A 24,491-nucleotide genomic window follows, 5' to 3' on the forward strand; every position below is an offset into this window, starting at 1 on the left:
GAGGAGCGCACATGAGCGACATCACGAAGACCACCGCAACGGGCACCACCGGTGCGTCCACCAGCGGATTTCCTCCCCACCCCCGGCCCGAGCCCGCGGCCCGCGAGGCGTACTCCTTCGCGTGCATGAGCTGCGGCCACGGCTGGGAGCAGGCGTACGAGATCGAGCATCAGGTGGACGGCAAGGGCCAGATGCACGTCGTCTACTTCGCGGACGGGCAACGCGTCCCGTCCCCGTTGACCCGGCCCTTGTGCCTGAACTGCGGCGGCCATGTCGTCCGCATCATGCGCTCCGGACAGGTATCGATGGTCTCCGAGGCGATGGCCAGCATGCACCAGCGCCCGCACGGCGCCGCCAAGGGCGCCAGGACCGTGAAGGGCGGCAAGGCCGACGAGGCCGCGCACCCCGCGGAGTCCGGCGCCGCCGCCGAGCCGCGCAAGCACCACCACTGGCACCTCTCCGACCTGCTGCACCCCTTCCAGCACCACCGCAAGTGAGGACCGGGCCGCGGTCCTCGTAGGATCGCGGCCATGGCCCCGCAGGACAAAGACACCCCGCCCCCGCCGCCCGAACCGCTGCGGGTACCGGTCGCGGACTCGCACACGCACCTGGACATGCAGGAGACCACCGTCGAGGCGGCGCTGGCCAAGGCCGCCGCGGTCGGGGTGACCACGCTCGTCCAGGTCGGCTGCGATCTCAACGGCTCGCGCTGGGCCGCGGACACCGCCGCCGCGCACCCGGACGTGCACGCCGCCGTCGCCCTGCACCCCAACGAGGCGCCGCGGATCGTCCTGGGGGACCCCGACGGATGGTCGCGGCAGGGCGCGCGCGAGGCCGGCGGCGACGCCGCACTGGACGCCGCGCTCGCCGAGATCGACGCGCTGGCCGCACGCCCCGAGGTACGCGGCGTCGGCGAGACCGGCCTGGACTACTTCCGCACCGGCCCCGAGGGCATCGCCGCGCAGCAGCGGTCCTTCCGCGCCCACATCGAGATCGCCAAGCGGCACGGCAAGGCCCTGGTCATCCACGACCGCGAGGCCCACGACGACGTGCTGCGCATCCTGCGCGAGGAGGGCGCCCCCGACCGGGTCGTCTTCCACTGCTTCTCCGGCGACGCCGCGATGGCCAAGACCTGCGCCGACGCCGGCTACTTCCTGTCCTTCGCGGGCAACATCACGTTCAAGAACGCCCAGCCGCTGCGCGACGCGCTCGCCGTCGCCCCGCCCGAGCTGCTGCTCGTCGAGACCGACGCACCCTTCCTCACCCCCGCGCCGTACCGCGGACGGGCCAACGCGCCGTATCTGATCCCGCTCACCGTCCGTGCGATGGCCGGCGTCAAGGCGATGCACGAGGACGCCCTGGCCTCGGCGATCGCCGCCAACTCCGCCCGCGCCTTCGGTTACTGAGCCCGAACCGGGCACGTTCCGTCACCGGGCGACTTGGGAGAGTAGCCACCGCTCCGCTACATTCCGCCGTTGACCGGTTACCGGACGACACCCGTGGCAGGTGGAGCGTCGTGAGTCCTTCGCAGAGCAGCCATCGCGCCGCGCGCGGCGGCAGCCGCCGGCGCCGGCGCACCGGCGAATCGCCCGATACGCTGCGCCGCCTGGTGCCCCGAGCCCTGGTCGTCGCCTTCCTCGCCGGCGGCACCACGGCCTTCGTCGCCCACGACAAGGTGATCAAGCTCAGCGTCGACGGCACCCCGCGCACCCTGCACACCTTCGCCGACGACGTCGACGAACTGCTCGCCGACCAGGACCTGGACGTCGGCGGCCACGACATCGTCGCGCCCGCCCCCGGCACCGGCCTGGGCAGCGGCGACAAGGTCGCCGTCCGGCACGGCCGCCCGCTCATGCTCACCCTCGACGGCCGGCGCCGCCAGGTGTGGACCACCGCCGACACCGTCGACGAGGCGCTGCGCCAGCTCGGCGTCCGCGCCGAGGGCGCCTACCTCTCCGCCGCCCGCTCCCAGCGCATCGGCCGGCACGGCCTGGAACTGGCGGTGCGCACCGAACGCTCGGTGGTCTTCGTCGCCGACGGCCGCGAGTTCCGCGTCCGCACCAACGCGGCCACCGTCCGCGAGGCCCTGGCACAGGCCGGTCTGGCACTGCGCGACCACGACACCACCTCGGTGCCGCCGGACAGCTTCCCGCGCGAGGGCCAGACCGTCTCCGTACTGCGGATCACCGGCACCAAGGAGGTCCGCGAGGAGCCCATCACCTTCCGTACGGTCAAGAAGCCCGACCCCGACCTGCCGCGCGGCACCGAGGTGGTCGTCCAGCAGGGCGTGCCCGGCGTGCGGCGCGTCACCTACCGGCTCGACACCGTCAACGGCGTCAAGCTCAAGCCCAAGCCGGTGGACATGGACGTCGTGCGCGTCCCCCGCCCGCAGATCGTGCACATCGGCACCAAGGCGCTGCCCACCTCCGTCAGGGGCGCCGACCAGCTCTCCTGGCACGCGCTGGCCCAGTGCGAGGCGGGCGGCCGGGCGGACGCCGTCGACGCGTCCGGCACCTACGGCGGGCTCTACCAGTTCGACGTCTCCACCTGGCGCGGGCTCGGCGGCAGCGGCCGCCCCCAGGACGCCCCCGCCGACGAGCAGACCTACCGGGCCAAGAAGCTCTACGTCACCCGGGGTGCGAGCCCGTGGCCGGTGTGCGGCCGTAAGCTGCACGGGTGAGCGACAGCAAGACCACCGACGAGCCCGGCCCGCTGCTGGGCCCCGCCGATGTCCGGGAACTGGCCGAGGCGCTGGGCGTACGCCCCACCAAGCAGCGCGGCCAGAACTTCGTCATCGACGCCAACACCGTCCGCCGGATCGTGCGGACCGCCGAAGTCCGGCCCGATGACGTCGTCGTCGAGGTCGGCCCCGGACTGGGCTCGCTGACCCTGGCCCTGCTGGAGGCCGCCGACCGGGTCACCGCCGTGGAGATCGACGACGTACTGGCGGCGGCCCTGCCGGCCACCGTCGCGGCCCGGATGCCGGAGCGCGCCGACCGCTTCGCCCTCGTCCACAGCGACGCGATGCGGGTCACCGAACTGCCCGGCCCGGCCCCCACCGCCCTGGTCGCCAACCTCCCGTACAACGTCGCCGTCCCCGTCCTCCTCCACATGCTGGAGCAGTTCCCGACCATCGAACGCACGCTGGTCATGGTCCAGGCCGAGGTCGCCGACCGGCTCGCCGCCCGCCCCGGCAACAAGGTCTACGGCGTCCCGTCCGTCAAGGCCAACTGGTACGCCGAGGTCAAGCGCGCCGGCGCCATCGGCCGCAACGTCTTCTGGCCCGCCCCCAACGTCGACTCCGGCCTGGTCTCGCTGGTCCGCCGCGCCGAACCGTTCAAGACGACGGCCTCGCGCCGGGAGGTCTTCGCCGTCGTCGACGCCGCGTTCGCCCAGCGCCGCAAGACGCTGCGGGCCGCGCTCGCCGGCTGGGCGGGCTCCGCCCCCGCCGCCGAGGCCGCCCTCGTGGCCGCCGGCATCTCCCCCCAGGCGCGCGGCGAATCCCTCACGGTCGAGGAGTTCATCGCCATCGCCGAGAACAAGCTTCCGGCCGCGGACGCCACCGACCAGGAGCCCACCCGATGACCAGTAACGCTCCCGACAAGGCTCCCGACAACGCTCCCGCGAGCGTCACCGTCCGCGTCCCCGCCAAGGTCAACGTCCAGCTCGCGGTCGGCGGACGACGCCCCGACGGCTTCCACGACCTGGCCAACGTCTTCCTGGCCGTCGGCCTCCACGACGAGGTCACCGTCACCCCCGCCGACACCCTGACGCTCACCTGCACCGGCCCGGACGCCGACCAGGTCCCGCTGGACGAGTCCAACCTCGCGGCCCGCGCCGCCCGCGCGCTGGCGGCCCGCCACGGCCTGGACCCCGCCGTCCACCTCCACATCGCCAAGGACATCCCGGTCGCCGGCGGCATGGCCGGCGGCAGCGCGGACGCCGCCGCCGCCCTCCTGGCCTGCGACACCCTCTGGGGCACGGGCTCGTCCCGCGACGAACTCCTCGCCCTCTGCGCCGAGTTGGGCAGCGACGTGCCGTTCAGCCTGGTCGGCGGCGCGGCCCTCGGCCGGGGCCGCGGCGAACTCCTGGAGCCGCTGCCCGTCGGCGGCACCTTCCACTGGGTCTTCGCCGTCGCCGACGGCGGCCTGTCCACCCCCGCCGTCTACAAGGAGTGCGACCGCCTGCGGGACGCCTCGGGCCGCGGCGCGACCACCGCCGACATCCCCGACCCCGAGCCGACCCCCGCCCTCCTGGACGCCCTGCGCACCGGCGACGCGACGGCCCTGGCCGCGTCGTTGAGCAACGACCTCCAGGCCGCCGCGGTCTCCCTCCGCCCGTCGCTGGCCGCGACCCTCGCGGCTGGTACGGCGGCCGGGGCCTTGGCTGCGCTGGTCTCCGGCTCCGGCCCGACCACGGCGTTCCTGGTCTCCGACGCGGAAGCCGCCGAGCGGGTCGCCGCGGCGCTGCGCGGCTCGGGCACCTGCCGCACGGCCCGCGCCACCGCCGGCCCCGTACCGGGCGCGACGGTCGTCACCAACGGCTAGCTCCGCAACGGCCGTTCGGCGCCGCCAGACCGTCCGGACCGTGTCCGTGCCGTTGCCGTACCGTGTCCGCCCCTGGGCAACCGTTCGACACGCCGTTCGAGTCTGATCTTGCATGACGGATTTACGAGCGGGCATCCGGCGACGACGCGCGACCACGGCCTGGACGGCCGCCCTGGCGGTCGTGCTCGGCGGGGCGGTGACCTCCTGCGGCCCGGAGAGGTCCGGGCGGGAGGACAAGCCGTCCCAGGGGGCGAAGTTGGCGTTCAAGGATCCGCTGGGCACGAGCTACCTCCGGTACCTCACGGAGTCGGACCGGGAGGATATGACCGGCAATTTCGACCCGTTCTACGTCAACCTGGAGGCGAGCAGGGCTTCCCCGGGCAGGGGGTCGGTGAACGCCAGGGACATCAAGGTGACCGTCGATCTGTCCGCCGCGAAGTCGGTGACGTTCAACGACATGAAGAAGGAGCAGGGATGCAAGCGCTCCGGTGACCTCGTCACCTGCACCCCGAAGAACATCGCATCGGGCGAGTCCGAACACCTCTGGCTGTTCGACATGGTGGTGCGAAGGAACGCGGCGAAGGGCCCGGCCGGGTCCATGAACGTCACCGTGAGCAGCAGCAACGCCCCCACCATCCACCACACCACCCAACTGGTCATCGGGGCACCGCTCTTGACGGCACGGGAGGATGGGGAACCGTCGCCCGCTCCGGTGGAGCCCGGCTCCGAGCCCGCTCCGTTGGAGCCCGGCTCCGAGATGAAGCTGAGGCCCGCCTTCGGCAACGAGGGAGACGTCGACGTCGACGGCGACCTCAGCGTCGTGGTGGACGTGAAGGGACAGGCGACGCTGTCCAGGCAGTACAGCAACTGCCGTTACGACAAGGCCGACGCACCGAAGAAGGCGGTGTGCACGATCCCCGGGCCACTGCCGGTCGGAGCGGCGTACGAGACCGACCGGCCCTTCACGGTCGCGATCGACAAGACCGGGAGACAGGGCCTGATCACCTCCACCCTGTATCCCGCCCCGAACACGCCGAGCAGCGATCTGCTGCCCGAATCGGCCCCGCGGGGAACGGGCGCGCCGGTCGGCCTCCGCCCGGCCGATGGCCTCCGCCCGGCCGACGGCAGCCGTTACACGCCGTTCGGCGGGGATTTTGCCCAAGGTGAACTGCGCTTCCTCACCACCCGGAGGTACGACTACCAGGTCAACGGGCTCACCCTCAAGGGCAAGGTGGGCGACGAGATCTCGATCGACGTGATGGACGAGGACGGCTACTACGAGGGTGAGACGTACCTGACCCTGCCCGAGGGCCTCACCTTGAAGGAGGCCCATGAGGGGGAGGGCGACGACGTCTATTGCGGGTACATCGACAAGAGGAACCGGAAGGTGCTGTGCCCCGAACCCCACGCCGACCACGCCAGACTGCGGGTCCACATCGACAAGCGGGTCGAGGGCACGCAGGGCACGATCTCCGTGGAACCTGATCCGGAGCACCCGGACCCGGACCTGACGAACAACACCGCCCCGATCACGATGGAGTACGTCGACTGAGGGGCCGGTGCGGGCGCGGCGTCACGGGTAGCGCGGCAGGCCGTCCGTCGAGATCGTCCACTCGGCGACGGTGACGTCCTCGCCGTAGACGAAGTCCTTGCGGGTGGCGTAGCGGGGGCCCTCGGGCGTCGGGTGGATGTCGGAGAAGACCGCGCCGGAGCCCGTGCGGGGATCGAAGATCACGTAGTGGGGGATACCGAGGAGGGGGTAGTCCCGGGTCTTGCCGACCCAGTCGTTGTCTGGATTGGACCGGGAGACGACCTCGATGGCGGCGATGAGCGTACGGGGATCAAAGGCTCCCTGCCCCTCCATGTCCTCCCAGGCGATCACCATCACGTCGGGGTGGCGCATGATGCCCTCGGGCTCTTCTTCCACGTCAGGGGTTCCCGTGTGGGCCAAGAGCCCGTCCGGCATCACTTTCTCCAGGCGGCGGCTGACCTGGGCTGCGGTCAGCTCGTGCGGGCGCCTCGGAGACATCATGTCGTGAACGATCCCTTCAACGGTGATCTCCAGCTTGCCTGGAACGCGGTCCTGCATCTGCTCGACGATGTCGCGCATCGCCTGGTACAGGGGGGAAACCCGCTGGGCGTCGTCAGGGGCGATGGTCATGGCGCGCGCTCCTCGTCTGTGCTCAGGGGCAAGAGTCGTCACGTTCATGCTAGGCGGCCTCCGTGTGGTTGGACGATTGGCAGTCGCCGCACAGCCCCGGTCTCGGCGCGCGGAAGGCGCGCTCGCAGCCGTCGCAGGTCTGGAGGGGGTCCGGGCGTGCGGGGGCGGGGCCGGCGGCCGGGAGGGGCGGGGGCAGTGACGCCGTCAGGCGGTGGGCGAGGAAGGCCGCCGGGTGACGGAGGCCGGGCGGCAGGTCGGCGGTGAGGGTACGGCGTACGGCGTCGGGCGGCGCCTCGCGTTCGAGCCAGGCGGCCACGGCCGGGGTGAGGCGCGCCACGTCCGCCTCGGAGAGCAGCAGGCTCGGATCATCGCGCCGCAGCTCGACGAGGATGCGGTGGGCTGTCCGCGTACCGACCGGATCGGGACGGCGTGGGGCGGGCAGCGGCGCGCGCTCCGGCCTCGGCCTCGGCTTCGGTTCCCGTTTCGGCCTCGGGGCCCGCTGGGCGGGGCGGGTCGCGGGGCACGGGGCCGCGCCCGGCTGGTTGTACGAGACCGTACGCGTCACGACCCGCCCGCTCGGCAGCCGCTCCCGCGTCCGCTTCAGATACCCGGCCTGCTCCAACTCCCGCAGTGCGGAGGCGATACGGGCCTCACTCTCCGGGAAGCGGGCGGTCAGGCACTTGATGCCGATGCGCGCCCCGGCAGGCAGTGACTGGATGTGGACGGCGAGTCCGATGGCGACGAGCGTCAGCCCGCGGTGCTGGGCGAGGTGGTTGCCGACCACCGTGTAGCGGCTGGTGTGACGGGAGTTGACGTGGATGACGCCGGACGAGGGAGTCGGCGCGGGAACGCGGGACACGGCGGGCGAGGGCGCGCTAGGGTTCTCAAGAGCCATCGGGAAGGTGATTTCTTCCTGGGTGGTCAGGCCCTCGTTCGGGATTGCCGTCCCGGCCGGGGGCCGAAGCATGTGTGCGGTGGTGCACGTGACGCGGCGAGCATATGCCGCTCAACCCGCCCCAATCCCAACCGAGTTGGCATATGTCACCCGTATGGGTGGTGGGGCGACGGGGAGGCCGGAGGGGTTGGGAGGGGTACTTTCCCCGGGCTTTTGCCTTTACGTCGTGCCGGACCGCGACCCGGCCCACCGGGTCGCGGAAACCTGCGACCCGGTGAGTACCCTTCCGTGCGCATTGCGGCGAATCGCTCACGCGGCGGCAGCGCACGCGCGTAGCGTGCCGAGGAATCGCGTTGTACCGGGCAACCAGCAAGTAGCGGTGGTGAGTTATGCCCCCTCGCAAGGACGCCGATCCCTCGGCCAGCGTCCCGTGCTTCTACGGCGCCGAGATGCGCTACCTCCGGGAACAGGCCGGACTCACGCTCGAACAGTTGGCGGAGGGCAGCTATCGCGGCATCCCGCTGCTCAGCCAGATCGAGCGCGGCGAGCGCAGTATGCCGTTGGACTTGGCCGTTCACGTTGACAAGATCCTCAAGACGAACGGGTTCTTCGAGCGCCGGTGTGAAGCGGCGGCGATGGCCCGCAGGGCCGGGCACGCGGAGTACTTCGCGGATGCGCTGGAGATGGAGCAGCGGGCGGAGGAGATCGATGACTGGGCGCCGATGCTCGTTCCTGGCCTGCTCCAGACGCCGGCGTACACACGGGCGGTCGTGCGGGCGGCACATCCCAGGGAGGCGGACGAAGAGGTTGAGGAGAAGGTGACGGCCCGGATGTCCCGGGCGGCGATCTTTAAAGCGGAGACGCCCCCGAAGTTCTGGGCGATCATGAACGAGTCGCTGATCCGCCGCCGGGCTCTCCCGGACGAGCAGATGGCGGAACTGCTGGAGCACATCGCAGAGGTGGTCAGGGCCACGCACTCGATTGTGCAGATCGTCCCGGAAGTCGACGGCCTGCACCCGTTCATGATGGGGATGACCAGGATCATGACGTTCCCGGACGCCCCTCCGGTCGCGTACACCGAGGGTCTGCACAGCGGCCAAGTCATTGACTTTCCACCGCTCGTGAAGCTGTACCGGGAGTCGTACGATCTGCTCAGGGCCGCCGCACTGTCGCCCGCGGCGTCTCTGTCCATGATCGAGGCAGCGGCAGGGGACTTCCGAAATGGCAAGCAGAAGGCTCGACTTGAATAACGCTGCGTGGCGCAAGAGCAGCTACAGCAACGGCTCCGGCGGTGAGTGCGTCGAGGTCGCCGACGGCCTCCCCGGCATCGTCCCCGTCCGGGACAGCAAGGATCCGCAGGGGCCCGCGCTGGTCTTCTCCGCCGCCGGATGGTCGTCGTTCGTCTCGGCCGTCAAGGGCGGTGCTTAAAGCTCGTCGACGGCGGTCAGGTCGATGTCGATGGCGTAGGGCCTGTCGACCTTGATCCGGTCGCGGTGGATACCGGCGTGCACATAGGCCTCCGTGACCGGGTCGAGTTCGTAAACGTGGACGACGGGCTTGCCGCTGGTTCCGCTCTCCTCGACCCGCCAGAAGTTCTCGATCCCGGCGGCGGCGTACTTCCGCGGCTTGGTCGTGTGGTCGCGGGACGCTGATTCCGGGGTGACGACTTCGACGACGAGGAGCACGTCCCTGACCTGGTAGCTCATCTGGTCCGGCCCGGTGATCGCGTCGGTCCGGACCACGCTCACATCGGGTTCGGGGCCGTTGTGCTTGTCGAGGATGACGGTCATCTCGCGACTGACCTTGAACTCGGCAGGCAGACTCGTGCGCAGGCCGCAGACGAGCAGGTCGATCACGTTGCCGTGGGAACGGCGCTGCGGACTCACGAAGACCAGGCTCCCGTCGATCAATTGGGTGTGCGGCGGGAGGTTGGGCAGGGTGAACAGGTCGTCCACGGTCCAGCCAGCCGGTGGCGGGACCGGCCATCGCGAGGCCGGCTCGGTAGTCACGGTTTCTCCCACGGGCGGGATTCTTCGGCTTGCTGGTCCGCCGTAGCGGCCGTATCCCGATCACGTCATCACAAAGGGTGACTGCCCCGCTCCTGCCCCCGGCAGCCGCCCCCGCTCCTCCCCCCAAGGCACCCACCCCGCGCCGACTACTCTTGAAGCCGACCCGTCCCCGACCGGGGATGCACAGACCAGGAGTGAGATGGCCGTCAACCTCGTCAATCTGGAAGCCGTCGACAAGGTGTACGGGACCCGTGCGCTGCTCGACGGTGTCTCCCTCGGCGTCAATGAGGGCGACCGGATCGGCGTCGTCGGCCGTAACGGCGACGGCAAGACCACCCTGATCCGGATCCTCGCCAAGCTGGAGTCCGCCGACGTGGGCCGGGTGACGCACGCCGGCGGTCTGCGGCTCGGTGTGCTGACCCAGCACGATTCGCTGGACCCGGAAGCCACTATCCGGCACGAGGTGATCGGCGATCTCGCCGATCACGAGTGGGCGGGCAACGCCAAGATCCGGGACGTGCTGACCGGGCTGTTCGGGGATCTGCACCTGCCGGGTTTCGACAAGGGGCTGGACACCGTCATCGGGCCGCTGTCCGGTGGTGAGCGGCGGCGGATCGCGCTCGCCAAGCTGCTGATCGCCGAGCAGGACCTGATCGTGCTCGACGAGCCGACCAACCACCTCGACGTGGAGGGGATCTCCTGGCTGGCGCGGCACCTGAGCGGCCGGCGCTCCGCGTTGGTGGTCGTCACCCACGACCGCTGGTTCCTGGACCAGGTCGCGACCCGGATGTGGGACGTGCAGCGCGGCACCGTCCACGAGTACGAGGGCGGCTACTCCGACTACGTCTTCGCGCGGGCCGAGCGGGAGCGGATCGCCGCCTCCGAGGAGGCCAAGCGGCAGAACCTGATGCGCAAGGAGCTGGCGTGGCTGCGGCGCGGCGCCCCGGCGCGGACCAGTAAGCCGCGGTTCCGTATCGAGGCGGCCAACGAGCTGATCGCGGACGTGCCGCCGCCGCGGGACAGCGCCGAGTTGATGAAGTTCGCCAGCTCCAGGCTCGGCAAGACGGTCTTCGAGCTGGAGGGCGTGACGGTTCAGGCCGGGCCGAAGGTGCTGCTCAAGCATCTGACGTGGCAGCTGGGGCCGGGGGACCGGATCGGCCTGGTGGGTGTCAACGGTGCCGGTAAGACCTCGCTGCTGCGCACGCTCGCCGCGGCGGCCCGTACGGAGGGTGAGGCGCAGCCCGCGGCGGGCAGGGTCGTCGTCGGCAAGACCGTGAAGCTGGCGTACCTCTCGCAGGAGGTCGCCGAACTGGACCCGGCCCTACGGGTCCTGGAGGCCGTCCAGCAGGTGCGCGACCGGGTCGACCTCGGCAAGGGCCGGGAGATGACCGCGGGGCAGCTGTGCGAGAAGTTCGGGTTCACCAAGGAGAAGCAGTGGACGCCGGTCGGTGATCTGTCCGGTGGTGAGCGGCGGCGGCTCCAGATCCTGCGGCTGCTGATGGACGAGCCGAACGTGCTGTTCCTGGACGAGCCGACCAACGACCTGGACATCGAGACGCTGACGCAGCTGGAGGACCTGCTCGACGGCTGGCCCGGCTCGCTGATCGTGATCAGTCACGACCGGTACTTCGTCGAGCGCACCACCGACCGGGTCTTCGCGCTGCTCGGGGACGCCGCCCTGCGGATGCTGCCGCGCGGTCTGGACGAGTACCTGGAGCGGCGGCAGAAGGTGATCGAGGCGGCGGTGCCGGCGCCCGCCCAGCCGGCCGCCGCGGCCCCGAAGAAGCCGTCCGCCGTCAACCGTGCGGCGCAGAAGGAACTCCAGCGGATCGAGCGGCAACTGGACAAGATCGGGGACAAGGAATCCGCGGTCCACGCGCAGCTCGCCGAGCACGCCACCGACTTCGAGAAGGTCGCCGGACTCGACGCCGAACTGCGTGAACTCGCAGCCCAGCGCGAGGAGTTGGAGATGCGCTGGCTGGAGCTGGCGGAGGACGCCTGACGCCCGCCGGGCCGCCTCTCCCGGCCGCCGGGGCCGGTGCCCGCCCGTAGGAGGCGGGCGTTGGCCGACCCCGAGTGGCCGGGAATCCCGCGTTCCGGTGGTCTTCCTCCTTCCGGGGGGCGCGCATCGCCTGCCGACCGTGTAGCTTCCCGGGGACACATGGCCGGGCCGGGGAGTTGAGGGGGTTTGCCCGATGGGCGTACGGCTCATGGTGGTCGACGATCACCGGCTGCTCGCCGAGGCGCTCGCCTCGGCCCTCAAGCTGCGCGGGCACCGGGTGCTGGCGGCGGCGGCGCCCAGCGCCGGGGCCGCGGACCTGGTGGTGAGCCGGGCGCCCGAGGTGTGCCTGCTGGGCACCGCGACGCCCGCCGAGCCGGGGGCGTTCGACCCGGTCGTGCGGATCAAGAAGGAGCGCCCGCAGGTCGCGGTGGTGGTGCTCGGGCCGGTGCCCAGCCCACGCGGGATCGCCGCCGCGTTCGCCGCCGGGGCCTCCGGCTACGTCCGCAACGACGAGCGGATCGAGGGCGTCGAACGAGCCATGATCAAGGCGCGGGCGGGCGAGGCGGCCGTAGCGCCGCAGCTGCTCCAGCACGCCTTCGAGGAGCTGCTGCACCCCTCCGCCCAGCCCGACGACGAGGGGGCGCGGCTGCTCCAGCTGCTCACCCCGCGGGAGGTCGAGGTGCTGATGCGGGTCGCGGACGGCGAGGACACCCGGGTGATCGCCGCGGGGATGGACATCGCGCCCAGCACCGCGCGGACGCATGTCCAGCGGGTGCTGATGAAGCTGGAGGTGGGCTCCCGGCTGGAGGCGGCCGCGCTGGCCGCCCGCACCGGCCTGCTGGAGCGGGCTCAGTCCCCCTCGCCGCGCTCGCCCCGCTCGTCCTGAGGCTCCGCCGCCGGCGGTGGCACTATCGGCCGCAGCTTCAGCCACACCAGGAAGAACACGCCGAGCGCGAGCATGCCCCCGCCGGTCCAGAGGTTGATGTTGATGCCCTGGGCCTTGTGGAGGTCCGCGTCGGAGGCCATGAGCCCGGCGATGGTGACGATCACGCCGTAGACGACGAACAGGCCGCCGATGATCCGGCGGATGTCGAAGAGCCGGGTGGCCGTGGCCGACCTGCGCTCCAACTCGGTCACTTCGTGCTGCAGTTCAGACATGACGGGGTCTCCGGTCGGGGCGGGTTCAGAGCGAGTAGGGCAGGTAGCACAGCGCGGCGAGGGCGATGGCGCCCCAGCCCAGCAGCGCGGGCTTGCGGTACCAGGCGTCGTCGCCCTCGGCGGGCTGCTCTTCGAGGCCCGGCGCGGTCGTCCCTCCCCCACTCTCAACTCCGTTCGAGCGGGGGGACCCCCAGACCAGCCCGGCGAGTTCGGCCTGCGGCTTGGGCTCGGTGAAGAGCGTGACGACGACCATGACCGCCGCGCCCGCGACGAAGCCGACGATCGCGGAGACGAAGTTGGCGCCCTGGTCGGTCGGTATGGAGATCACGTGCTGCTTGTAGATCCAGAAGTAGTTGACCATCGCGGCGGTGGTGCCGGCGAGCAGGCCCCAGACGCCGGACTTCATCGAGGCCCGCTTCCAGAACATGCCGATGATGAAGACCACGAACATCGGCACGTTGAAGAAGGAGAACAGGGTCTGGAGGTAGCCCATGATGTTGGAGAACGACGAGGCGATGAACGCGGTGCCGATCGAGGCCAGCACGCCGATCGCGGTGATCAGCCGGCCGAACCGCAGGTAGTAGCCGTCGGGCCGGCCCTGCTTCACGTACTTGGCCCAGATGTCGTACGTGAAGACGGTGTTGAAGGACGAGACGTTGGCCGCCATGCCGGCCATGAACGCGGCGAGCAGACCGGTGACGGCGATGCCCAGCACGCCGTTGGGCAGCAGCTCCTGCATGAGGTAGGGGATCGCGTCGTTGTACTGGAGGCCGCCCGGGGCGCCGATCTTCGGTACGAGCACGGCGGCGACAAGGCCCGGGATCATCACCAGGAAGACGATGAACATCTTCGGGAAGGCGGCGATGAGGGGGGTGCGCTGGGCGGCGGAGAGGTTCTTCGCGGACAGCGCGCGCTGCACCTCGGCGAAGTTGGTGGTCCAGTAGCCGAAGGAGAGCACGAAGCCCAGGCCGAGGATGATCGTCAGCCAGTTGGCGCCCAGCGGGTTGGCCTGGCCGATGCCCGTACCGCCCCACGCCGTCAGGAAGTTGTGGCCGTGCGCGGAGGTGAGCGAGTGGGTCAGACCGCCCCAGCCGCCGACCCGCTTGAGGCCGAGGACGACCAGCGGGATGAGCGCGGCGAGGATCACGAAGAACTGGAGCACCTCGTTGTAGATGGCCGAGGAGAGCCCGCCGATGGTGATGTACGCGAGGACGAAGAGCCCGGCGACGACGATGGCCACCCACTGCGGCCAGCCGAGCAGCGCCTCGACGACGATCGACAGCGCGTAGAGGTTCACGCCCGCGATCAGGACGGCGGCGAAGGCGAACAGCACGGAGCTGAGCAGGTGCGCCGACCTGTCGAAGCGCTGGAGCAGGAACTCCGGTACGGAGCGGACCTTCGAGCGGTAGTAGAAGGGCATCATGACCAGGCCGAGGAAGACCATGGCCGGGATGGCACCGATCCAGTACCAGTGGACGACCGCGACGCCGTACTGCGCGCCGGTCGCCGCCATTCCGAGGATCTCGGTGGCGCCCAGGTTGGCGGCGACGAAGGCGAGTCCGGTGACCCAGGCGGGCAGCGACCGCCCGGAGAGGAAGAAGTCGAGGCTCGTCTTCACGCTGCGCCGGGCGGCGAAGCCGATGCCGAGGACGACGACGAAGTAGATGGCCAGGATCGTGTAGTCGAGCCCGTTGGTCGGGAGTCGTAGTCCTTCGGCCAGAGTGATCATGGGGACTCTTTTCGGGGAGCGCAGCCTTTTCGGGGGGCACGGTGGTGTGCGCGATTCGAACGCACAGAAACGTACGCGCGGACGACCGAAAACTGAATAGTTTTGTTCGGTTCCCATGTTGGATCGTGATTGATCTGAGAGAACCGCGGGTTGTTCGACAGGAAATGGCCGCTTTGCGCCTGCTTCACTGGCCGCCCACTGGCCGCACGTTGACGCACCTGTTCGCTTGTGCTTCATTGTGTTTGTTTCTGTTTGGGTGCGGTGAGGAGCTACCGGTGAAGAAGACGGCGACCCGGCTCGCGGACGGCCGGGAGTTGATCTACTACGACGCGGCCGACGACGTGGTCCGCGACGCCCCCGACCACCGCCCCCTCGACCCGGTCGCCACCGCCGCCGAGATCCGCCACGACCGCCTCCTCGGCGACTCCGTGGCCGTCGCCTCGCACCGCCAGGCCCGGACCTACCACCCGCCGGCCGACGAGTGCCCGTTGTGCCCCTCCCGCGATGGCCGACACAGCGAGATCCCCGCCGCCGACTACGACGTCGCCGTCTTCGAGAACCGCTTCCCGTCCCTCGCCGGCGACCACGGCCGCTGCGAGGTGGTCTGCTTCACCTCCGACCACGACGCCTCGTTCGCCGACCTCACCGAGGAGCAGGCCGCCCTGGTCCTCGAAGCCTGGACCGACCGCACCGCGGAACTCTCCCAACTCCCCGGCGTCCAGCAGGTGTTCTGCTTCGAGAACCGCGGCGCCGAGATCGGCGTCACGCTCGGCCACCCGCACGGCCAGATCTACGCCTACCCCTTCACCACCCCGCGCACCGAGCGGATGCTCGCCTCCCTCGCCGCGCACCGCCGGGCCACCGGCCGCAACCTCTTCGACGACGTGCTCGCCGACGAACTCGCCGACGGCCGCCGGATCGTCGTCGAAGGCGAGCACTGGGCGGCCTTCGTCCCGTACGCCGCCCACTGGCCGTACGAGGTGCACCTCTACCCCAAGCGGCGGGTCCCCGACCTGCTCGCCCTCGACGGGGCGGCGCGCACAGAGTTCCCACAGCTCTACCTGGAAGTCTTGCGGCGGTTCGACCGGATATTCGGGCCGGGGGCGGCTCCGACGCCGTACATCTCCGCCTGGCACCAGGCGCCCGTACACGCCGAGGACCGCTCCCAGTTCGCGCTCCATCTGGAGCTTTTCACCATCCGCAGGACTTCCGGCAAGCTGAAGTTCCTCGCGGGTTCGGAGTCCGGCATGAACGTGTTCATCAACGACGTGCCGCCGGAGGCCGCGGCCGATCGACTGCGAGAGGTAGCGAGCGAGTGAGCAAGAAGTACCTGGTCACAGGCGGTGCCGGCTATGTGGGCAGCGTGGTGGCCCAGCATCTTCTGGAGGCCGGCCACACCGTGACGGTCCTCGACAACCTCTCCACCGGCTTCCGGGAAGGAGTCCCGGCGGGCGCCGGGTTCATCGAGGGCGACATCCGCGACGCCGGCCGGTGGCTGGACGCCTCGTACGACGCGGTGCTGCACTTCGCCGCGTTCTCGCAGGTCGGCGAGTCCGTCGCCGACCCGGAGAAGTACTGGCGCAACAACGTCGGCGGCACCATGGACCTGCTCACCGCGATGCGCGATGCCGGAGTGCGCCGGCTGGTCTTCTCCTCCACCGCCGCGACCTACGGCGAGCCGGTCGGCACCCCGATCACCGAGACCGACCCGACCGCCCCCACCTCCCCGTACGGCGCCAGCAAGCTCGCCGTCGACCACATGATCAGCGGTGAGGCCGCCGCGCACGGCCTGGCCGCCGTCTCGCTGCGCTACTTCAACGTCGCCGGCGCCTACGGCGACTGCGGTGAGCGCCACGACCCCGAGTCGCACCTGATCCCGCTCGTCCTCCAGGTCGCCCAGGGCCGCCGCGAGGCGATCTCCGTCTACGGCGACGACTACCCGACCCCCGACGGCACCTGCGTCCGCGACTACATCCACGTCGCCGACCTCGCGGAGGCCCACCTGCTCGCCGTGGCGGCGGCGCGGCCCGGCGAACACCTCATCTGCAACCTCGGCAACGGCAACGGCTTCTCCGTACGCGAGGTCATCGAGACCGTCCGCAAGGTCACCGGGCACCCCGTCCCCGAGATCACCGCCCCGCGCCGCGCTGGCGACCCGGCCGTCCTGGTGGCCTCCGCGCGGACCGCCATCGACCGGCTCGGCTGGCGCCCCAGCCGCGCCGACCTCGCCGGAATCATCGCCGACGCCTGGCGGTTCGCCCGGCGCATCGCCCGCGAGGAGTCCGCGGGCCTGCCGCACCAGCCGAAGGAGTCCGCGTGACCGACACGGAGCACGGCGCTCCCCGGACGGCGGCGGCCTTCCGCGAGGTGTACGGGGCGGAGCCCCACGGCGTCTGGGCGGCGCCCGGCCGGGTCAACCTGATCGGTGAGTACACCGACTTCAACGACGGCTTCGTGATGCCGCTGGCCCTCCCGCACACCACCCTCGCCGCCGCCGCGCCCCGCACCGACGGTGTGCTGCGCCTGCACTCGGCCGGCGCCGGCGGCGGCGTCACCGAGCTGCGCCCCGACGCGCTGCGCGGCGAGGCGCCGACCCCCACCGCGGGATGGGCCGCCTACCCGGCGGGCGTCGCCTGGGCGCTGCGGGAGGCCGGGCTGCCGGTGGGCGGCGCGGACCTGCACTTCGAGAGCACGGTGCCCACCGGCGCCGGGCTGTCCTCCTCGGCGGCCCTGGAGGTCGCCACCGCCCTCGCCCTCAACGATCTCTACGGACTCGGCCTGGCCCCGCAGGAGTTGGCCCGGATCGCCCAGCGGGCGGAGAACGCGTTCGTCGGCGTGCCCTGCGGGATCATGGACCAGACCGCCGCCGCCTGCTGCACCGCCGGGCACGCCCTCTTCCTGGACACCAGGGACCTCAACCACCGTCACGTACCGTTCGATTTGGCGGGGGAGGGGCTGCGGCTCCTGGTGGTCGACACCCGCGTCCGGCACGAGCTCGGCGACGGCGCGTACGCCCAGCGGCGCGCTGGTTGTGAACGCGGTGCGCGGGCGCTCGGTGTGGGAGCCCTGCGCGATGTTCCGTACGCGCATCTGCCCGTGGCGCTCGACAGACTTGACGATCCCGCGGTCCGCTCCCTCGTCCGCCATGTCGTCACCGAGAACCACCGTGTGGAACAGGTCGTCGCCCGCCTCGACGCCGGCGACATCCGCGGCATCGGCCCGCTGCTCACCGCCGGACACGCCTCGCTCCGCGACGACTTCGCGGTCTCCTGCGCCGAACTCGACCTCGCCGTCGGCGCCGCCGACGCGGCGGGTGCGCTGGGCGCCCGGATGACCGGCGGCGGCTTCGGCGGCTCGGCGGTGGTGCTCGTCGAGGAGGGTGCCGCAGGGCCGGTCGCCGACGCGGTCACCGCGGCGTTCGCGGCGGCCGGGTACGCCGCCCCGCGGATCTTCCCGGCCGTCCCGAGCGCCGGTGCACGCCGTCTGGCGGACCGGTCCACCGGGACCGCGGCGCGCGCCTGAGACGCCCCCGGCGCTCCGGCCGATCGCCGGGCCACTTCGGTCATTCGCCTTCCCTGGCCGCGCCCCGTCCGTAGGCTTGATCCGGTGCCGGTGGGGGCCGGTGCCGTTTCAGGGGGCGAGACCGTTTCGGGTACGGCGTCCGGGGTGGGGTGGCCAGGTCGGCGCGGCGGCGGCCGCGCGGTTGAGGCGATCTTCAATCCGGGCGCCGTGCCCGCTATGGTCCGTTCACCGAGACAGGGGGTCTCTGTGCAACGAATCCGGGTTCTGGTGGTCGACGACCACCGCATCTTCGCCGAATCCCTGGCCGCCGCGCTGGCCGCGGAAGTGGACGTGGACGTCGCGGCGGCGGGCAGCGCCCCGGCGGCGCTGCGCAATCTGGACCGGGCCGCCGCCGACGGCCGCCGCTTCGACGTGCTGCTGGCGGACGCCGATCTGGCCGCGCCGCTGCTCGCGGTGCCGCCGCAGCCGTCCGCCCGCGACGGCGCGCCCCGCGACGCCGCGGGGCGGGACGGGGCGGTCCGCGAGGCCGCGCCCCGCGGCTGCCCGATGGACGGCATCGCGCTGGTCTCCGGGCTGCGCTCCAGCCACCCGTACCTGCGGACGGTGGTGCTCGCCGACCGGGACGACCCGCGCCGGGCCGCCTCGGCCCTCCTGGCCGGTGCCTCCGGCTGGGTCGCCAAGGACTGCTCGCTCTCCCGGTTGCTCGCCGTCATCCGCGGCGTGCTGCGCGACGAGACGCATCTGCCGCCCGCCCTGCTCACCGGCGTCCTGCGGGAGTTGACGGCCGCCCGCCGGCACCGTACGGAGAGCGAGCGGCTGGTGGAGTCGCTGACCCCGCGCGAGCGCGAGGTGCTGCGCTGCATGGTGGCGGGGCTGGGCCGCAAGGCGGTCGCCGAGCGGCTGTTCCTCTCCCCGCACACGGTCCGTACGCACATGCAGAACGTGCTCGGCAAGCTCGGCGTGCACTCCACCCTCGCGGCGGTGGCGCTGGCCCGCCGGGCCGGGGTCGGACCGGTCGAGCTGGAGCCGGCCGGGGCGGGCCCGGTCACGGTGCCCTGACGGGCGGCCGGCACCCCGGTACGGGTCAGTCCGGCCGCGCCGCCGGACCGGTCAGTACGGCCACGCCCCGGGCGGCCAGCGCCACCTGCTCCACGGCCGCCGCCCGGGGCGCCAGCGCGTCCCGCAGGGGCCCCGGCAGCCCCACCTCCACCGCCCTCGCCCCGTGGTTGAGCAGGAACAGGTACCGCCCGCCGGCGCCCTCCCGTACGGCCGCCTGCACGCCCGCCGGGAGCCCCGGCAGTACGGGCGCCACCCCCGCGGCCTCGCGGACGTCGTCCAACAGGGCCCGCAGCAGCGCCGGTTCGAGGCGGGTGCCGAGGTACCAGACGGTGCCCCGCCCGTAGTCGTGCCGGGTCACCGCGGGCCGCCCCGCCAGCTCGCCGTCCGTGAAGCGGGCGAGGGCCTCGGCCCCCTCCAGGTCGATCTCCTCCGACCACAGGTCCGCCCGCCCGGCGTAGGCTCCCCCAAGGTCTCGGCCGGGCTCGACCAGGGAGGTACCCCCACCCCCGACGGCCCCGACGGCCCCGACGGCCCCGACGGCCCCGACGGCCACCGAACGGCCCTCGGGCAGCGGCCAGAACTCCGCGACCCGCAGCCCCAGCAGCTCCCGCAGTGGCGCCGGATAGCCACCCGGGTGCACCCGGTCGTGCGCGTCGACGATCCCCGAGAAGAACGACACCACCAGCCGCCCGCCGTCCCGTACATAGGCCGCCAGCCGCTCCGCGTCCCGGGCCGTCACCAGATACAGGTTCGGCACCACGACCAGCCGGTAGCCGGACAGCTCCCGCTGCGGCGGCACCACGTCGCAGGCCACCCCCGCCTCGAAGAGCGGCCGGTAGTGCTCCAGCGCGATCCGGGAGTGGTCCAGCGCGGTCGACGGCCGGGAGTCCAGCTCCAGCGCCCACCAGCTGTGCCAGTCCGCCAGCAGCGCGACCGACGCCCGCGACCGGGTCCCCTCGATGCCCGGAACCGACGCGAACTCCCGCCCGAGACCGGTGACTTCACGCCACGTACGGGTGTCCGTCCCGCCGTGCGGCAGCATCGCCGAGTGGAACTTCTCCGCCCCGCCCAGCGACTGCCGCCACTGGAAGAACAGCACCGCGTCCGCTCCCTGCGCCACCGCCTGCCAGCTCCACAGCCGCATCGCGCCGGGCGGCTTGGGCCCGTTCCTCGGCCGCCAGTTGACCGCGCCGGGCGCCTGCTCCAGCAGCAGCCAGGGCTGCCCGCCGCGCGCGGAGCGCATCAGGTCGAAGACGTACCCGGCCCGTACGTGATCGTCCGCCGCGTACGGGTCCTGGTAGAAGTCCAGCGCCATCGCGTCCAGGTGCGGCGCCCAGCCGAACGCGTCGACCGGCTTGTGCTGCGGCATCAGGTTGGTGGTGACCGGCACCTCCGGCGCCAGCCGCGCCAGCACCGCCTTCTCGGCCAGATAGCAGGCCCGCAGCGCGTGGTCGCCGAAGCGCAGATAGTCCAGCTGCTGCGCCGGGTTGGGGAAGGTGGGCGCGGCCCGCGGCGGCAGCACCTCGTCGAAGTCCCCGTACGCCTGCGACCAGAAGGCCGTCGACCAGGCGTCGTTGAGCGCGTCCACGCTCCCGTAGCGGGTCCGCAGCCAGACCCGGAAGTCCTCCGCCGACACCTCGCAGAAGCACTGCCGGGTGTGGCACCCGTACTCGTTGCCCACATGCCACATGGCGAGCGCCGGATGCTCCGCGTACCGGGCGGCGAGCTGCTCCACCAGCCGTACCGCGTACGACCGGTAGACCGGGCTGGACGGGCAGAAGTGCTGCCGGGCTCCGGGCCAGCGGCGCTGCCCGTCCGGCCCCTCGGGCAGGATCTCCGGGTGCGCGCGGGTCAGCCAGGGCGGCGGCGAGGCCGTCATCGTCGCCAGGCACACCTCGATCCCGGCTCCCGCCAGCCCGTCCAGCACCCGGTCGAACCAGCCGAAGTCCCATTCCCCGGGCCGGGGTTCGACCTTCGCCCAGGAGAAGATCCCGGCCGTGACCGTGGTGACGTGGGCCGCCTTCATCAGCGCCAGGTCCTCGGCCCACACCTCCTCGGGCCACTGCTCGGGGTTGTAGTCGCCGCCGAATCGGATGCCCATCGGACCCCCAGGGTCGCAGTCGAGGTTCCCGCCCTCACGAAGAGTTCTTGTACACGCTCCACCCGCCGTCCACGACCAGGCTCGCCCCCGTCACGAACGACGCCTCGTCGGACAGCAGGAACGCGATCGCCGCCGCGACCTCCTCGGGCCGCCCCAGCCGCCGCGCCGCCGTCTGCGCCGCGCTGGCCTGCCGGTCCGCCTCCCCGATGCCGTCCCAGGCCGCGGTCAGCACCGGGCCCGGCAGCACGCTGTTGACCCGCACCTCGGGCCCGTACTCCACCGCCAGCTGCCGCCCCAGGCCGGTCAGCCCGGCCTTCGACGCGGCGTACGCGGGCCGCCCCGGCAGCCCGACCAGCGCATGCACCGACGAGGTCAGCACCACCGACCCGCCGCGCGCCCGCAGATCCGCCAGCGCGGCCCGCACGCCGAGGAAGGAGCCGGTCAGATTCACCGCCAGCTGCCGCTCCCAGTCGGCCAACGGCGTCTCACCGGCCGCCGCGACGTACGGCAGATACGCGTTGCCGACCAGCCCGTCCACCGGGCCGTACCGCCGCCGCGCCGCCTCCACGGCCCGCCGCCAGTCGCCCTCGTCGGCCACGTCGCAGTGCTCGTACGAGGCCCGCCCGCCGGCCGCCCGGATCCGCCGCGCGGTGTGCTCGCCGCGCGCGTCGTCGATGTCCAGCAGCAGCACCCCGGCGCCCTCGGCCGCCAGCCGGTCCGCCGTCGCCGCCCCGATCCCGCCGGCCGCCCCGGTCACCACGACCGTACGGCCCGCGAACCGCCTGCCGTACGGGCCACCGGGCACCGGGCGCGTCTCGTGCTGGCTCATGCCGCGATCCAAGCCCACCCGGGGGCGGCCGGGCAAGAGGACACGGGGGCGTGCGGGAGGGGTGGGCTAGGGCCTGTCCGATGGGCCATGGCCGGGCCCGCGGCCTTTCCGGCCCTGACCCATCGGACAGGCGCTAGCCGGGGATGTTGTCGAAGGGCCCGGTCAACCGCCGCAGCAGACCGGCCAGTTCCTGCCGCTGCTGCCGCGAGAGCTCGGCGAGGATCGCGCGCTCCTGGGCGAGCAGTCCGGCCAGGGACTGGTCGGCCTTGTCGCGGCCCTGGGCGGTCAGCCGGACCAGTACGCCGCGCCGGTCGCTGGGGTCGGGCAGCCGCTCGACAAGCTCCTTCTTGGCCAGCCGGTCGATGCGGTTGGTCATCGTGCCGGAGGTGACCAGCGTCTGCGTCAGCAGGGCGCCGGGGGAGAGCTGGTAGGGGGCGCCGGCCCGCCGCAGCGCGGTGAGCACGTCGAACTCCCAGGGCTCCAGTCCCACCTCGGAGAACGCGAGGCGGCGGGCCCGGTCCAGATGTCTGGCCAGCCGGGAGACGCGGCTGAGGACCTCAAGCGGTTCCACGTCGAGGTCCGGGCGCTCGCGGCGCCATGCTGCCACCAGTCGGTCGACCTCGTCCTCCATGACGATCAGTGTAAAGGGTCTGTCGACGTGAAGTCTCTTGATGTAAAGTATCTCGCCGTCAAGATATATTTTCCCGGACTACTGGGAATCGTCGCCGCGGGCTCGGATTCCATCCGAGATGGCTAGAACGCGGCGCGACGACTTCCGGAGTCGAACCGTGCCGACCCTGTATCAGCAGAGGGGTTTTCGAACATGCACGATGCACCAACCTGGGATCCACAGCAGTACCTGCATCACTCCGGGCACCGCACCCGGCCCTTTCACGACCTTCTGGCCCGTATTCCGCAACTGCCGCGGCCGGGACGCCCCGCCCGCATCGCCGACCTGGGCTGCGGCCCGGGCAACGTGACGGTCCAGCTCGCCGACCGCTGGCCCGACGCGCATATCACCGGCTTCGACAACTCCCCCGAGATGCTGAAGGAAGCCGAGAACCACGCCGGGCCGACCCCCGGCGGCGGCCACGTGGACTTCGCACCGGCCGACGCCGCCGACTGGACCCCCGAAGAGCCTTTCGACCTGATCGTTTCCAACGCCGCGTTGCAATGGGTCCCCAACCACCCGGACTCCTTCGCCCGCTGGGTCGACGCCCTCACCCCGGGCGGCACCTTCGCGTTCCAGGTACCCGGGAACTTCACCTCGCCCAGCCACGCCCTGCTCGGCGAACTGTGCGACTCCCCGCAATGGCGCGACCGCCTCGACACCCACGGCCGCCGCTTCGTCCACATCCTCGAACCCGCCGACTACCTGGAGCGCCTCACCGACCTCGGCTGCACCAGCGACGCCTGGGAAACCACCTACGTCCAGCTCCTCCAAGGCGACGACCCGGTCCTCGACTGGGTCAAGGGCACCGCCCTGCGCCCCGTCCTCACCGTTCTCGAAGACGACCCGGAGGCGCGCGAAGCCTTCCTCGTCGAATACCGCGACGCGCTGCGCGAGGCGTACCCCACCGGCCGGCACGGCACGGTGTTCCCCTTCCGCCGCATCTTCGTCGTGGCCCAGAAGCCCCCGGCCCCCGTCGCCTGACCCCGCCCGACCGCCATGAGCACCGGCCTCGGCCACATCCAGCTCGCCGCCTGCCTGGGGAGGCATGGAGAAGGCTGCTGGTTCGAGGCCGGCGCGGCACCGTCCGCGCCGGGCACCGGCCCTCGGGGCTAGTTCTTGCGGTGCCCTATCAGCCGCGGCTTGGCCTCCAGATTGCCCAGCCCGTGCCACGCCAGGTTCACCAGGTGCGCCGCCACCTCCGCCTTCTTCGGCTTGCGGGTGTCGACCCACCACTGACCGGTCAGCGCCACCATGCCGACCAGGGCCTGCGCGTACAGCGGGGCCAGCTTCGGATCGAAGCCGCGCGCCTTGAACTCCAGCCCGAGGATGTCCTCGACCTGGGTGGCGATATCGCTGATCAGGGACGCGAAGGTGCCGGTCGACTGGGCGACCGGCGAGTCGCGGACGAGGATGCGGAAGCCGTCCGTGAACGTCTCGATGTAGTCGAGGAGCGCGAACGCGGCCTGTTCCAGCAGCTCGCGCGGATGGCCGGCGGTCAGCGCACCGGTCACCATGTCCAGCAGCTGCCGCATCTCGCGGTCCACGACCACCGCGTACAGCCCCTCCTTGCCGCCGAAGTGCTCGTAGACCACGGGCTTGGACACCCCGGCCTTGGCGGCGATCTCCTCGACGGACGTGCCCTCGTAGCCACGCTCGGCGAACAGCGTGCGGCCGATGTCCAGCAACTGCTCCCGGCGCTCCGCACCGGTCATCCGCACCCGGCGTGCGCGCCGGCCCCCGGACGTCGAGGACGCGGAGGACTTTCCCTTGCCGTTGTTCGCGCTGCTGCTGTCGATCGCCACCCGT

General features: G+C 71.8%; 24 protein-coding genes. 15 read left to right on the top strand and 9 right to left on the bottom strand.

What is annotated here, in order from left to right:
- Window positions 1-11: 11 nt before the first annotated feature.
- The 6 genes from GR130_RS03640 to GR130_RS03665 all read left to right on the top strand — a co-directional run bounded on the left by GR130_RS03640 (window position 12) and on the right by GR130_RS03665 (window position 6,099).
- Entirely contained in the window at window positions 12-497 is a 486-nt protein-coding gene (locus tag GR130_RS03640; protein ID WP_159503356.1) for a hypothetical protein, read from the top strand.
- A 33-nt stretch (window positions 498-530) separates the two neighbouring features.
- The gene (locus GR130_RS03645; protein ID WP_159503357.1) at window positions 531-1,406 is read left to right on the top strand and encodes a TatD family hydrolase; all 876 of its coding nucleotides are present in this window, start codon (window positions 531-533) and stop codon (window positions 1,404-1,406) included.
- A gap of 110 nt (window positions 1,407-1,516) precedes the next feature.
- A complete protein-coding gene (locus tag GR130_RS03650) occupies window positions 1,517-2,680 on the top strand; it encodes a resuscitation-promoting factor (protein WP_159503358.1) in 1,164 nt (387 codons plus the stop codon).
- Window positions 2,677-3,585 carry a 16S rRNA (adenine(1518)-N(6)/adenine(1519)-N(6))-dimethyltransferase RsmA gene (gene rsmA, locus GR130_RS03655; protein ID WP_159503359.1) on the top strand — a complete coding sequence of 303 codons (909 nt, stop codon included), beginning with the start codon at window positions 2,677-2,679 and terminating at the stop codon, window positions 3,583-3,585. Before GR130_RS03650 ends, rsmA begins: the two co-directional genes overlap by 4 nt.
- Window positions 3,582-4,547 (top strand): 4-(cytidine 5'-diphospho)-2-C-methyl-D-erythritol kinase, encoded by a 966-nt coding sequence (locus GR130_RS03660; protein ID WP_159503360.1) that lies wholly within the window; start codon window positions 3,582-3,584, stop codon window positions 4,545-4,547. The genes rsmA and GR130_RS03660 overlap by 4 nt, the downstream gene beginning before the upstream one ends.
- 112 nt (window positions 4,548-4,659) lie before the next feature.
- Window positions 4,660-6,099, top strand: coding sequence for a hypothetical protein (locus GR130_RS03665; protein ID WP_236572775.1), 1,440 nt, complete (start codon window positions 4,660-4,662; stop codon window positions 6,097-6,099).
- A 21-nt stretch (window positions 6,100-6,120) separates the two neighbouring features.
- Here GR130_RS03665 and GR130_RS03670 read toward each other — a convergent pair whose 3' ends face one another.
- Both GR130_RS03670 and GR130_RS03675 read right to left on the bottom strand, forming a co-directional pair.
- Entirely contained in the window at window positions 6,121-6,708 is a 588-nt protein-coding gene (locus tag GR130_RS03670) for a Uma2 family endonuclease (protein ID WP_159503361.1), read from the bottom strand.
- A gap of 49 nt (window positions 6,709-6,757) precedes the next feature.
- The gene (locus tag GR130_RS03675) at window positions 6,758-7,675 is read right to left on the bottom strand and encodes a helix-turn-helix domain-containing protein (RefSeq protein ID WP_443043562.1); all 918 of its coding nucleotides are present in this window, start codon (window positions 7,673-7,675) and stop codon (window positions 6,758-6,760) included.
- A gap of 317 nt (window positions 7,676-7,992) precedes the next feature.
- Here GR130_RS03675 and GR130_RS03680 point away from each other — a divergent pair, with 317 nt between their 5' ends.
- Together GR130_RS03680 and GR130_RS03685 are read left to right on the top strand one after the other, a co-directional pair.
- Window positions 7,993-8,853 carry a helix-turn-helix domain-containing protein gene (locus GR130_RS03680; RefSeq protein ID WP_159503362.1) on the top strand — a complete coding sequence of 287 codons (861 nt, stop codon included), beginning with the start codon at window positions 7,993-7,995 and terminating at the stop codon, window positions 8,851-8,853.
- Window positions 8,825-9,031 (top strand): DUF397 domain-containing protein, encoded by a 207-nt coding sequence (locus tag GR130_RS03685; RefSeq protein WP_159503363.1) that lies wholly within the window; start codon window positions 8,825-8,827, stop codon window positions 9,029-9,031. The genes GR130_RS03680 and GR130_RS03685 overlap by 29 nt, the downstream gene beginning before the upstream one ends.
- Here GR130_RS03685 and GR130_RS03690 read toward each other — a convergent pair.
- Complete coding sequence (locus tag GR130_RS03690) at window positions 9,028-9,612, bottom strand: Uma2 family endonuclease (RefSeq protein WP_236572778.1); 585 nt, start codon at window positions 9,610-9,612, stop codon at window positions 9,028-9,030. The two genes, GR130_RS03685 and GR130_RS03690, sit on opposite strands and share 4 nt — an antisense overlap.
- 199 nt (window positions 9,613-9,811) lie before the next feature.
- Between GR130_RS03690 and GR130_RS03695 the strand changes: the two genes are divergently transcribed.
- Window positions 9,812-11,614 (top strand): ABC-F family ATP-binding cassette domain-containing protein, encoded by a 1,803-nt coding sequence (locus GR130_RS03695; RefSeq protein WP_159503365.1) that lies wholly within the window; start codon window positions 9,812-9,814, stop codon window positions 11,612-11,614.
- A gap of 193 nt (window positions 11,615-11,807) precedes the next feature.
- Window positions 11,808-12,500 carry a response regulator transcription factor gene (locus tag GR130_RS03700; RefSeq protein ID WP_159503366.1) on the top strand — a complete coding sequence of 231 codons (693 nt, stop codon included), beginning with the start codon at window positions 11,808-11,810 and terminating at the stop codon, window positions 12,498-12,500.
- On the opposite strand, the gene GR130_RS03705 is transcribed toward GR130_RS03700, so the two are convergent.
- Together GR130_RS03705 and GR130_RS03710 are read right to left on the bottom strand one after the other, a co-directional pair.
- On the bottom strand, window positions 12,464-12,772 hold the full coding sequence (locus tag GR130_RS03705; protein ID WP_159503367.1) for a hypothetical protein: 309 nt from the start codon (window positions 12,770-12,772) through the stop codon (window positions 12,464-12,466). The genes GR130_RS03700 and GR130_RS03705 overlap by 37 nt on opposite strands.
- 25 nt (window positions 12,773-12,797) lie before the next feature.
- Window positions 12,798-14,501: a sodium:solute symporter family protein gene (locus tag GR130_RS03710; protein WP_159503368.1), complete on the bottom strand. Its 1,704-nt coding sequence runs from the start codon at window positions 14,499-14,501 to the stop codon at window positions 12,798-12,800.
- Between the two features lie 275 nt (window positions 14,502-14,776).
- Here GR130_RS03710 and galT point away from each other — a divergent pair, with 275 nt between their 5' ends.
- The 4 genes from galT (at window position 14,777) to GR130_RS03730 (ending at window position 19,082) form a co-directional block, all read left to right on the top strand.
- The gene (galT, locus tag GR130_RS03715; protein ID WP_159503369.1) at window positions 14,777-15,820 is read left to right on the top strand and encodes a galactose-1-phosphate uridylyltransferase; all 1,044 of its coding nucleotides are present in this window, start codon (window positions 14,777-14,779) and stop codon (window positions 15,818-15,820) included.
- Complete coding sequence (gene galE, locus GR130_RS03720; RefSeq protein ID WP_159503370.1) at window positions 15,817-16,821, top strand: UDP-glucose 4-epimerase GalE; 1,005 nt, start codon at window positions 15,817-15,819, stop codon at window positions 16,819-16,821. The genes galT and galE overlap by 4 nt, the downstream gene beginning before the upstream one ends.
- Window positions 16,818-18,023, top strand: coding sequence for a galactokinase (gene galK / locus GR130_RS03725; RefSeq protein ID WP_159503371.1), 1,206 nt, complete (start codon window positions 16,818-16,820; stop codon window positions 18,021-18,023). Before galE ends, galK begins: the two co-directional genes overlap by 4 nt.
- Before the next feature lie 246 nt (window positions 18,024-18,269).
- Window positions 18,270-19,082 carry a response regulator transcription factor gene (locus GR130_RS03730; protein WP_159503372.1) on the top strand — a complete coding sequence of 271 codons (813 nt, stop codon included), beginning with the start codon at window positions 18,270-18,272 and terminating at the stop codon, window positions 19,080-19,082.
- 25 nt (window positions 19,083-19,107) lie between these two features.
- Here GR130_RS03730 and GR130_RS03735 read toward each other — a convergent pair whose 3' ends face one another.
- The 3 genes from GR130_RS03735 to GR130_RS03745 all read right to left on the bottom strand — a co-directional run bounded on the left by GR130_RS03735 (window position 19,108) and on the right by GR130_RS03745 (window position 22,643).
- Complete coding sequence (locus GR130_RS03735; RefSeq protein WP_159503373.1) at window positions 19,108-21,183, bottom strand: beta-galactosidase; 2,076 nt, start codon at window positions 21,181-21,183, stop codon at window positions 19,108-19,110.
- A 34-nt stretch (window positions 21,184-21,217) separates the two neighbouring features.
- Window positions 21,218-22,012 carry an SDR family NAD(P)-dependent oxidoreductase gene (locus tag GR130_RS03740; protein WP_159503374.1) on the bottom strand — a complete coding sequence of 265 codons (795 nt, stop codon included), beginning with the start codon at window positions 22,010-22,012 and terminating at the stop codon, window positions 21,218-21,220.
- A gap of 133 nt (window positions 22,013-22,145) precedes the next feature.
- Window positions 22,146-22,643 (bottom strand): MarR family winged helix-turn-helix transcriptional regulator, encoded by a 498-nt coding sequence (locus GR130_RS03745; protein WP_159503375.1) that lies wholly within the window; start codon window positions 22,641-22,643, stop codon window positions 22,146-22,148.
- 192 nt (window positions 22,644-22,835) lie between these two features.
- Between GR130_RS03745 and GR130_RS03750 the strand changes: the two genes are divergently transcribed.
- Window positions 22,836-23,666 (top strand): trans-aconitate 2-methyltransferase, encoded by an 831-nt coding sequence (locus GR130_RS03750; RefSeq protein WP_159503376.1) that lies wholly within the window; start codon window positions 22,836-22,838, stop codon window positions 23,664-23,666.
- A gap of 128 nt (window positions 23,667-23,794) precedes the next feature.
- On the opposite strand, the gene GR130_RS03755 is transcribed toward GR130_RS03750, so the two are convergent.
- Window positions 23,795-24,481, bottom strand: coding sequence for a TetR/AcrR family transcriptional regulator (locus GR130_RS03755; protein ID WP_159509726.1), 687 nt, complete (start codon window positions 24,479-24,481; stop codon window positions 23,795-23,797).
- Between the last annotated feature and the right edge of the window lie 10 nt (window positions 24,482-24,491).

This window comes from Streptomyces sp. GS7 (genome assembly GCF_009834125.1).
Classification (GTDB): domain Bacteria; phylum Actinomycetota; class Actinomycetes; order Streptomycetales; family Streptomycetaceae; genus Streptomyces.

Bases quoted from the DNA above. Each gene is read 5' to 3' on its own strand.
- GR130_RS03640 (WP_159503356.1), top strand. From the start codon at position 12: ATGAGCGACATCACGAAGACCACCGCAACGGGCACCACCGGTGCGTCC.
- GR130_RS03645 (WP_159503357.1), top strand. From the start codon at position 531: ATGGCCCCGCAGGACAAAGACACCCCGCCCCCGCCGCCCGAACCGCTG.
- GR130_RS03660 (WP_159503360.1), top strand. From the start codon at position 3,582: ATGACCAGTAACGCTCCCGACAAGGCTCCCGACAACGCTCCCGCGAGC.
- GR130_RS03665 (WP_236572775.1), top strand. From the start codon at position 4,660: ATGACGGATTTACGAGCGGGCATCCGGCGACGACGCGCGACCACGGCC.
- GR130_RS03670 (WP_159503361.1), bottom strand. From the start codon at position 6,708: ATGACCATCGCCCCTGACGACGCCCAGCGGGTTTCCCCCCTGTACCAG.
- GR130_RS03675 (WP_443043562.1), bottom strand. From the start codon at position 7,675: ATGCTTCGGCCCCCGGCCGGGACGGCAATCCCGAACGAGGGCCTGACC.
- GR130_RS03680 (WP_159503362.1), top strand. From the start codon at position 7,993: ATGCCCCCTCGCAAGGACGCCGATCCCTCGGCCAGCGTCCCGTGCTTC.
- GR130_RS03685 (WP_159503363.1), top strand. From the start codon at position 8,825: ATGGCAAGCAGAAGGCTCGACTTGAATAACGCTGCGTGGCGCAAGAGC.
- GR130_RS03695 (WP_159503365.1), top strand. From the start codon at position 9,812: ATGGCCGTCAACCTCGTCAATCTGGAAGCCGTCGACAAGGTGTACGGG.
- GR130_RS03700 (WP_159503366.1), top strand. From the start codon at position 11,808: ATGGGCGTACGGCTCATGGTGGTCGACGATCACCGGCTGCTCGCCGAG.
- GR130_RS03705 (WP_159503367.1), bottom strand. From the start codon at position 12,772: ATGTCTGAACTGCAGCACGAAGTGACCGAGTTGGAGCGCAGGTCGGCC.
- GR130_RS03710 (WP_159503368.1), bottom strand. From the start codon at position 14,501: ATGATCACTCTGGCCGAAGGACTACGACTCCCGACCAACGGGCTCGAC.
- GR130_RS03735 (WP_159503373.1), bottom strand. From the start codon at position 21,183: ATGGGCATCCGATTCGGCGGCGACTACAACCCCGAGCAGTGGCCCGAG.
- GR130_RS03740 (WP_159503374.1), bottom strand. From the start codon at position 22,012: ATGAGCCAGCACGAGACGCGCCCGGTGCCCGGTGGCCCGTACGGCAGG.
- GR130_RS03745 (WP_159503375.1), bottom strand. From the start codon at position 22,643: ATGGAGGACGAGGTCGACCGACTGGTGGCAGCATGGCGCCGCGAGCGC.
- GR130_RS03750 (WP_159503376.1), top strand. From the start codon at position 22,836: ATGCACGATGCACCAACCTGGGATCCACAGCAGTACCTGCATCACTCC.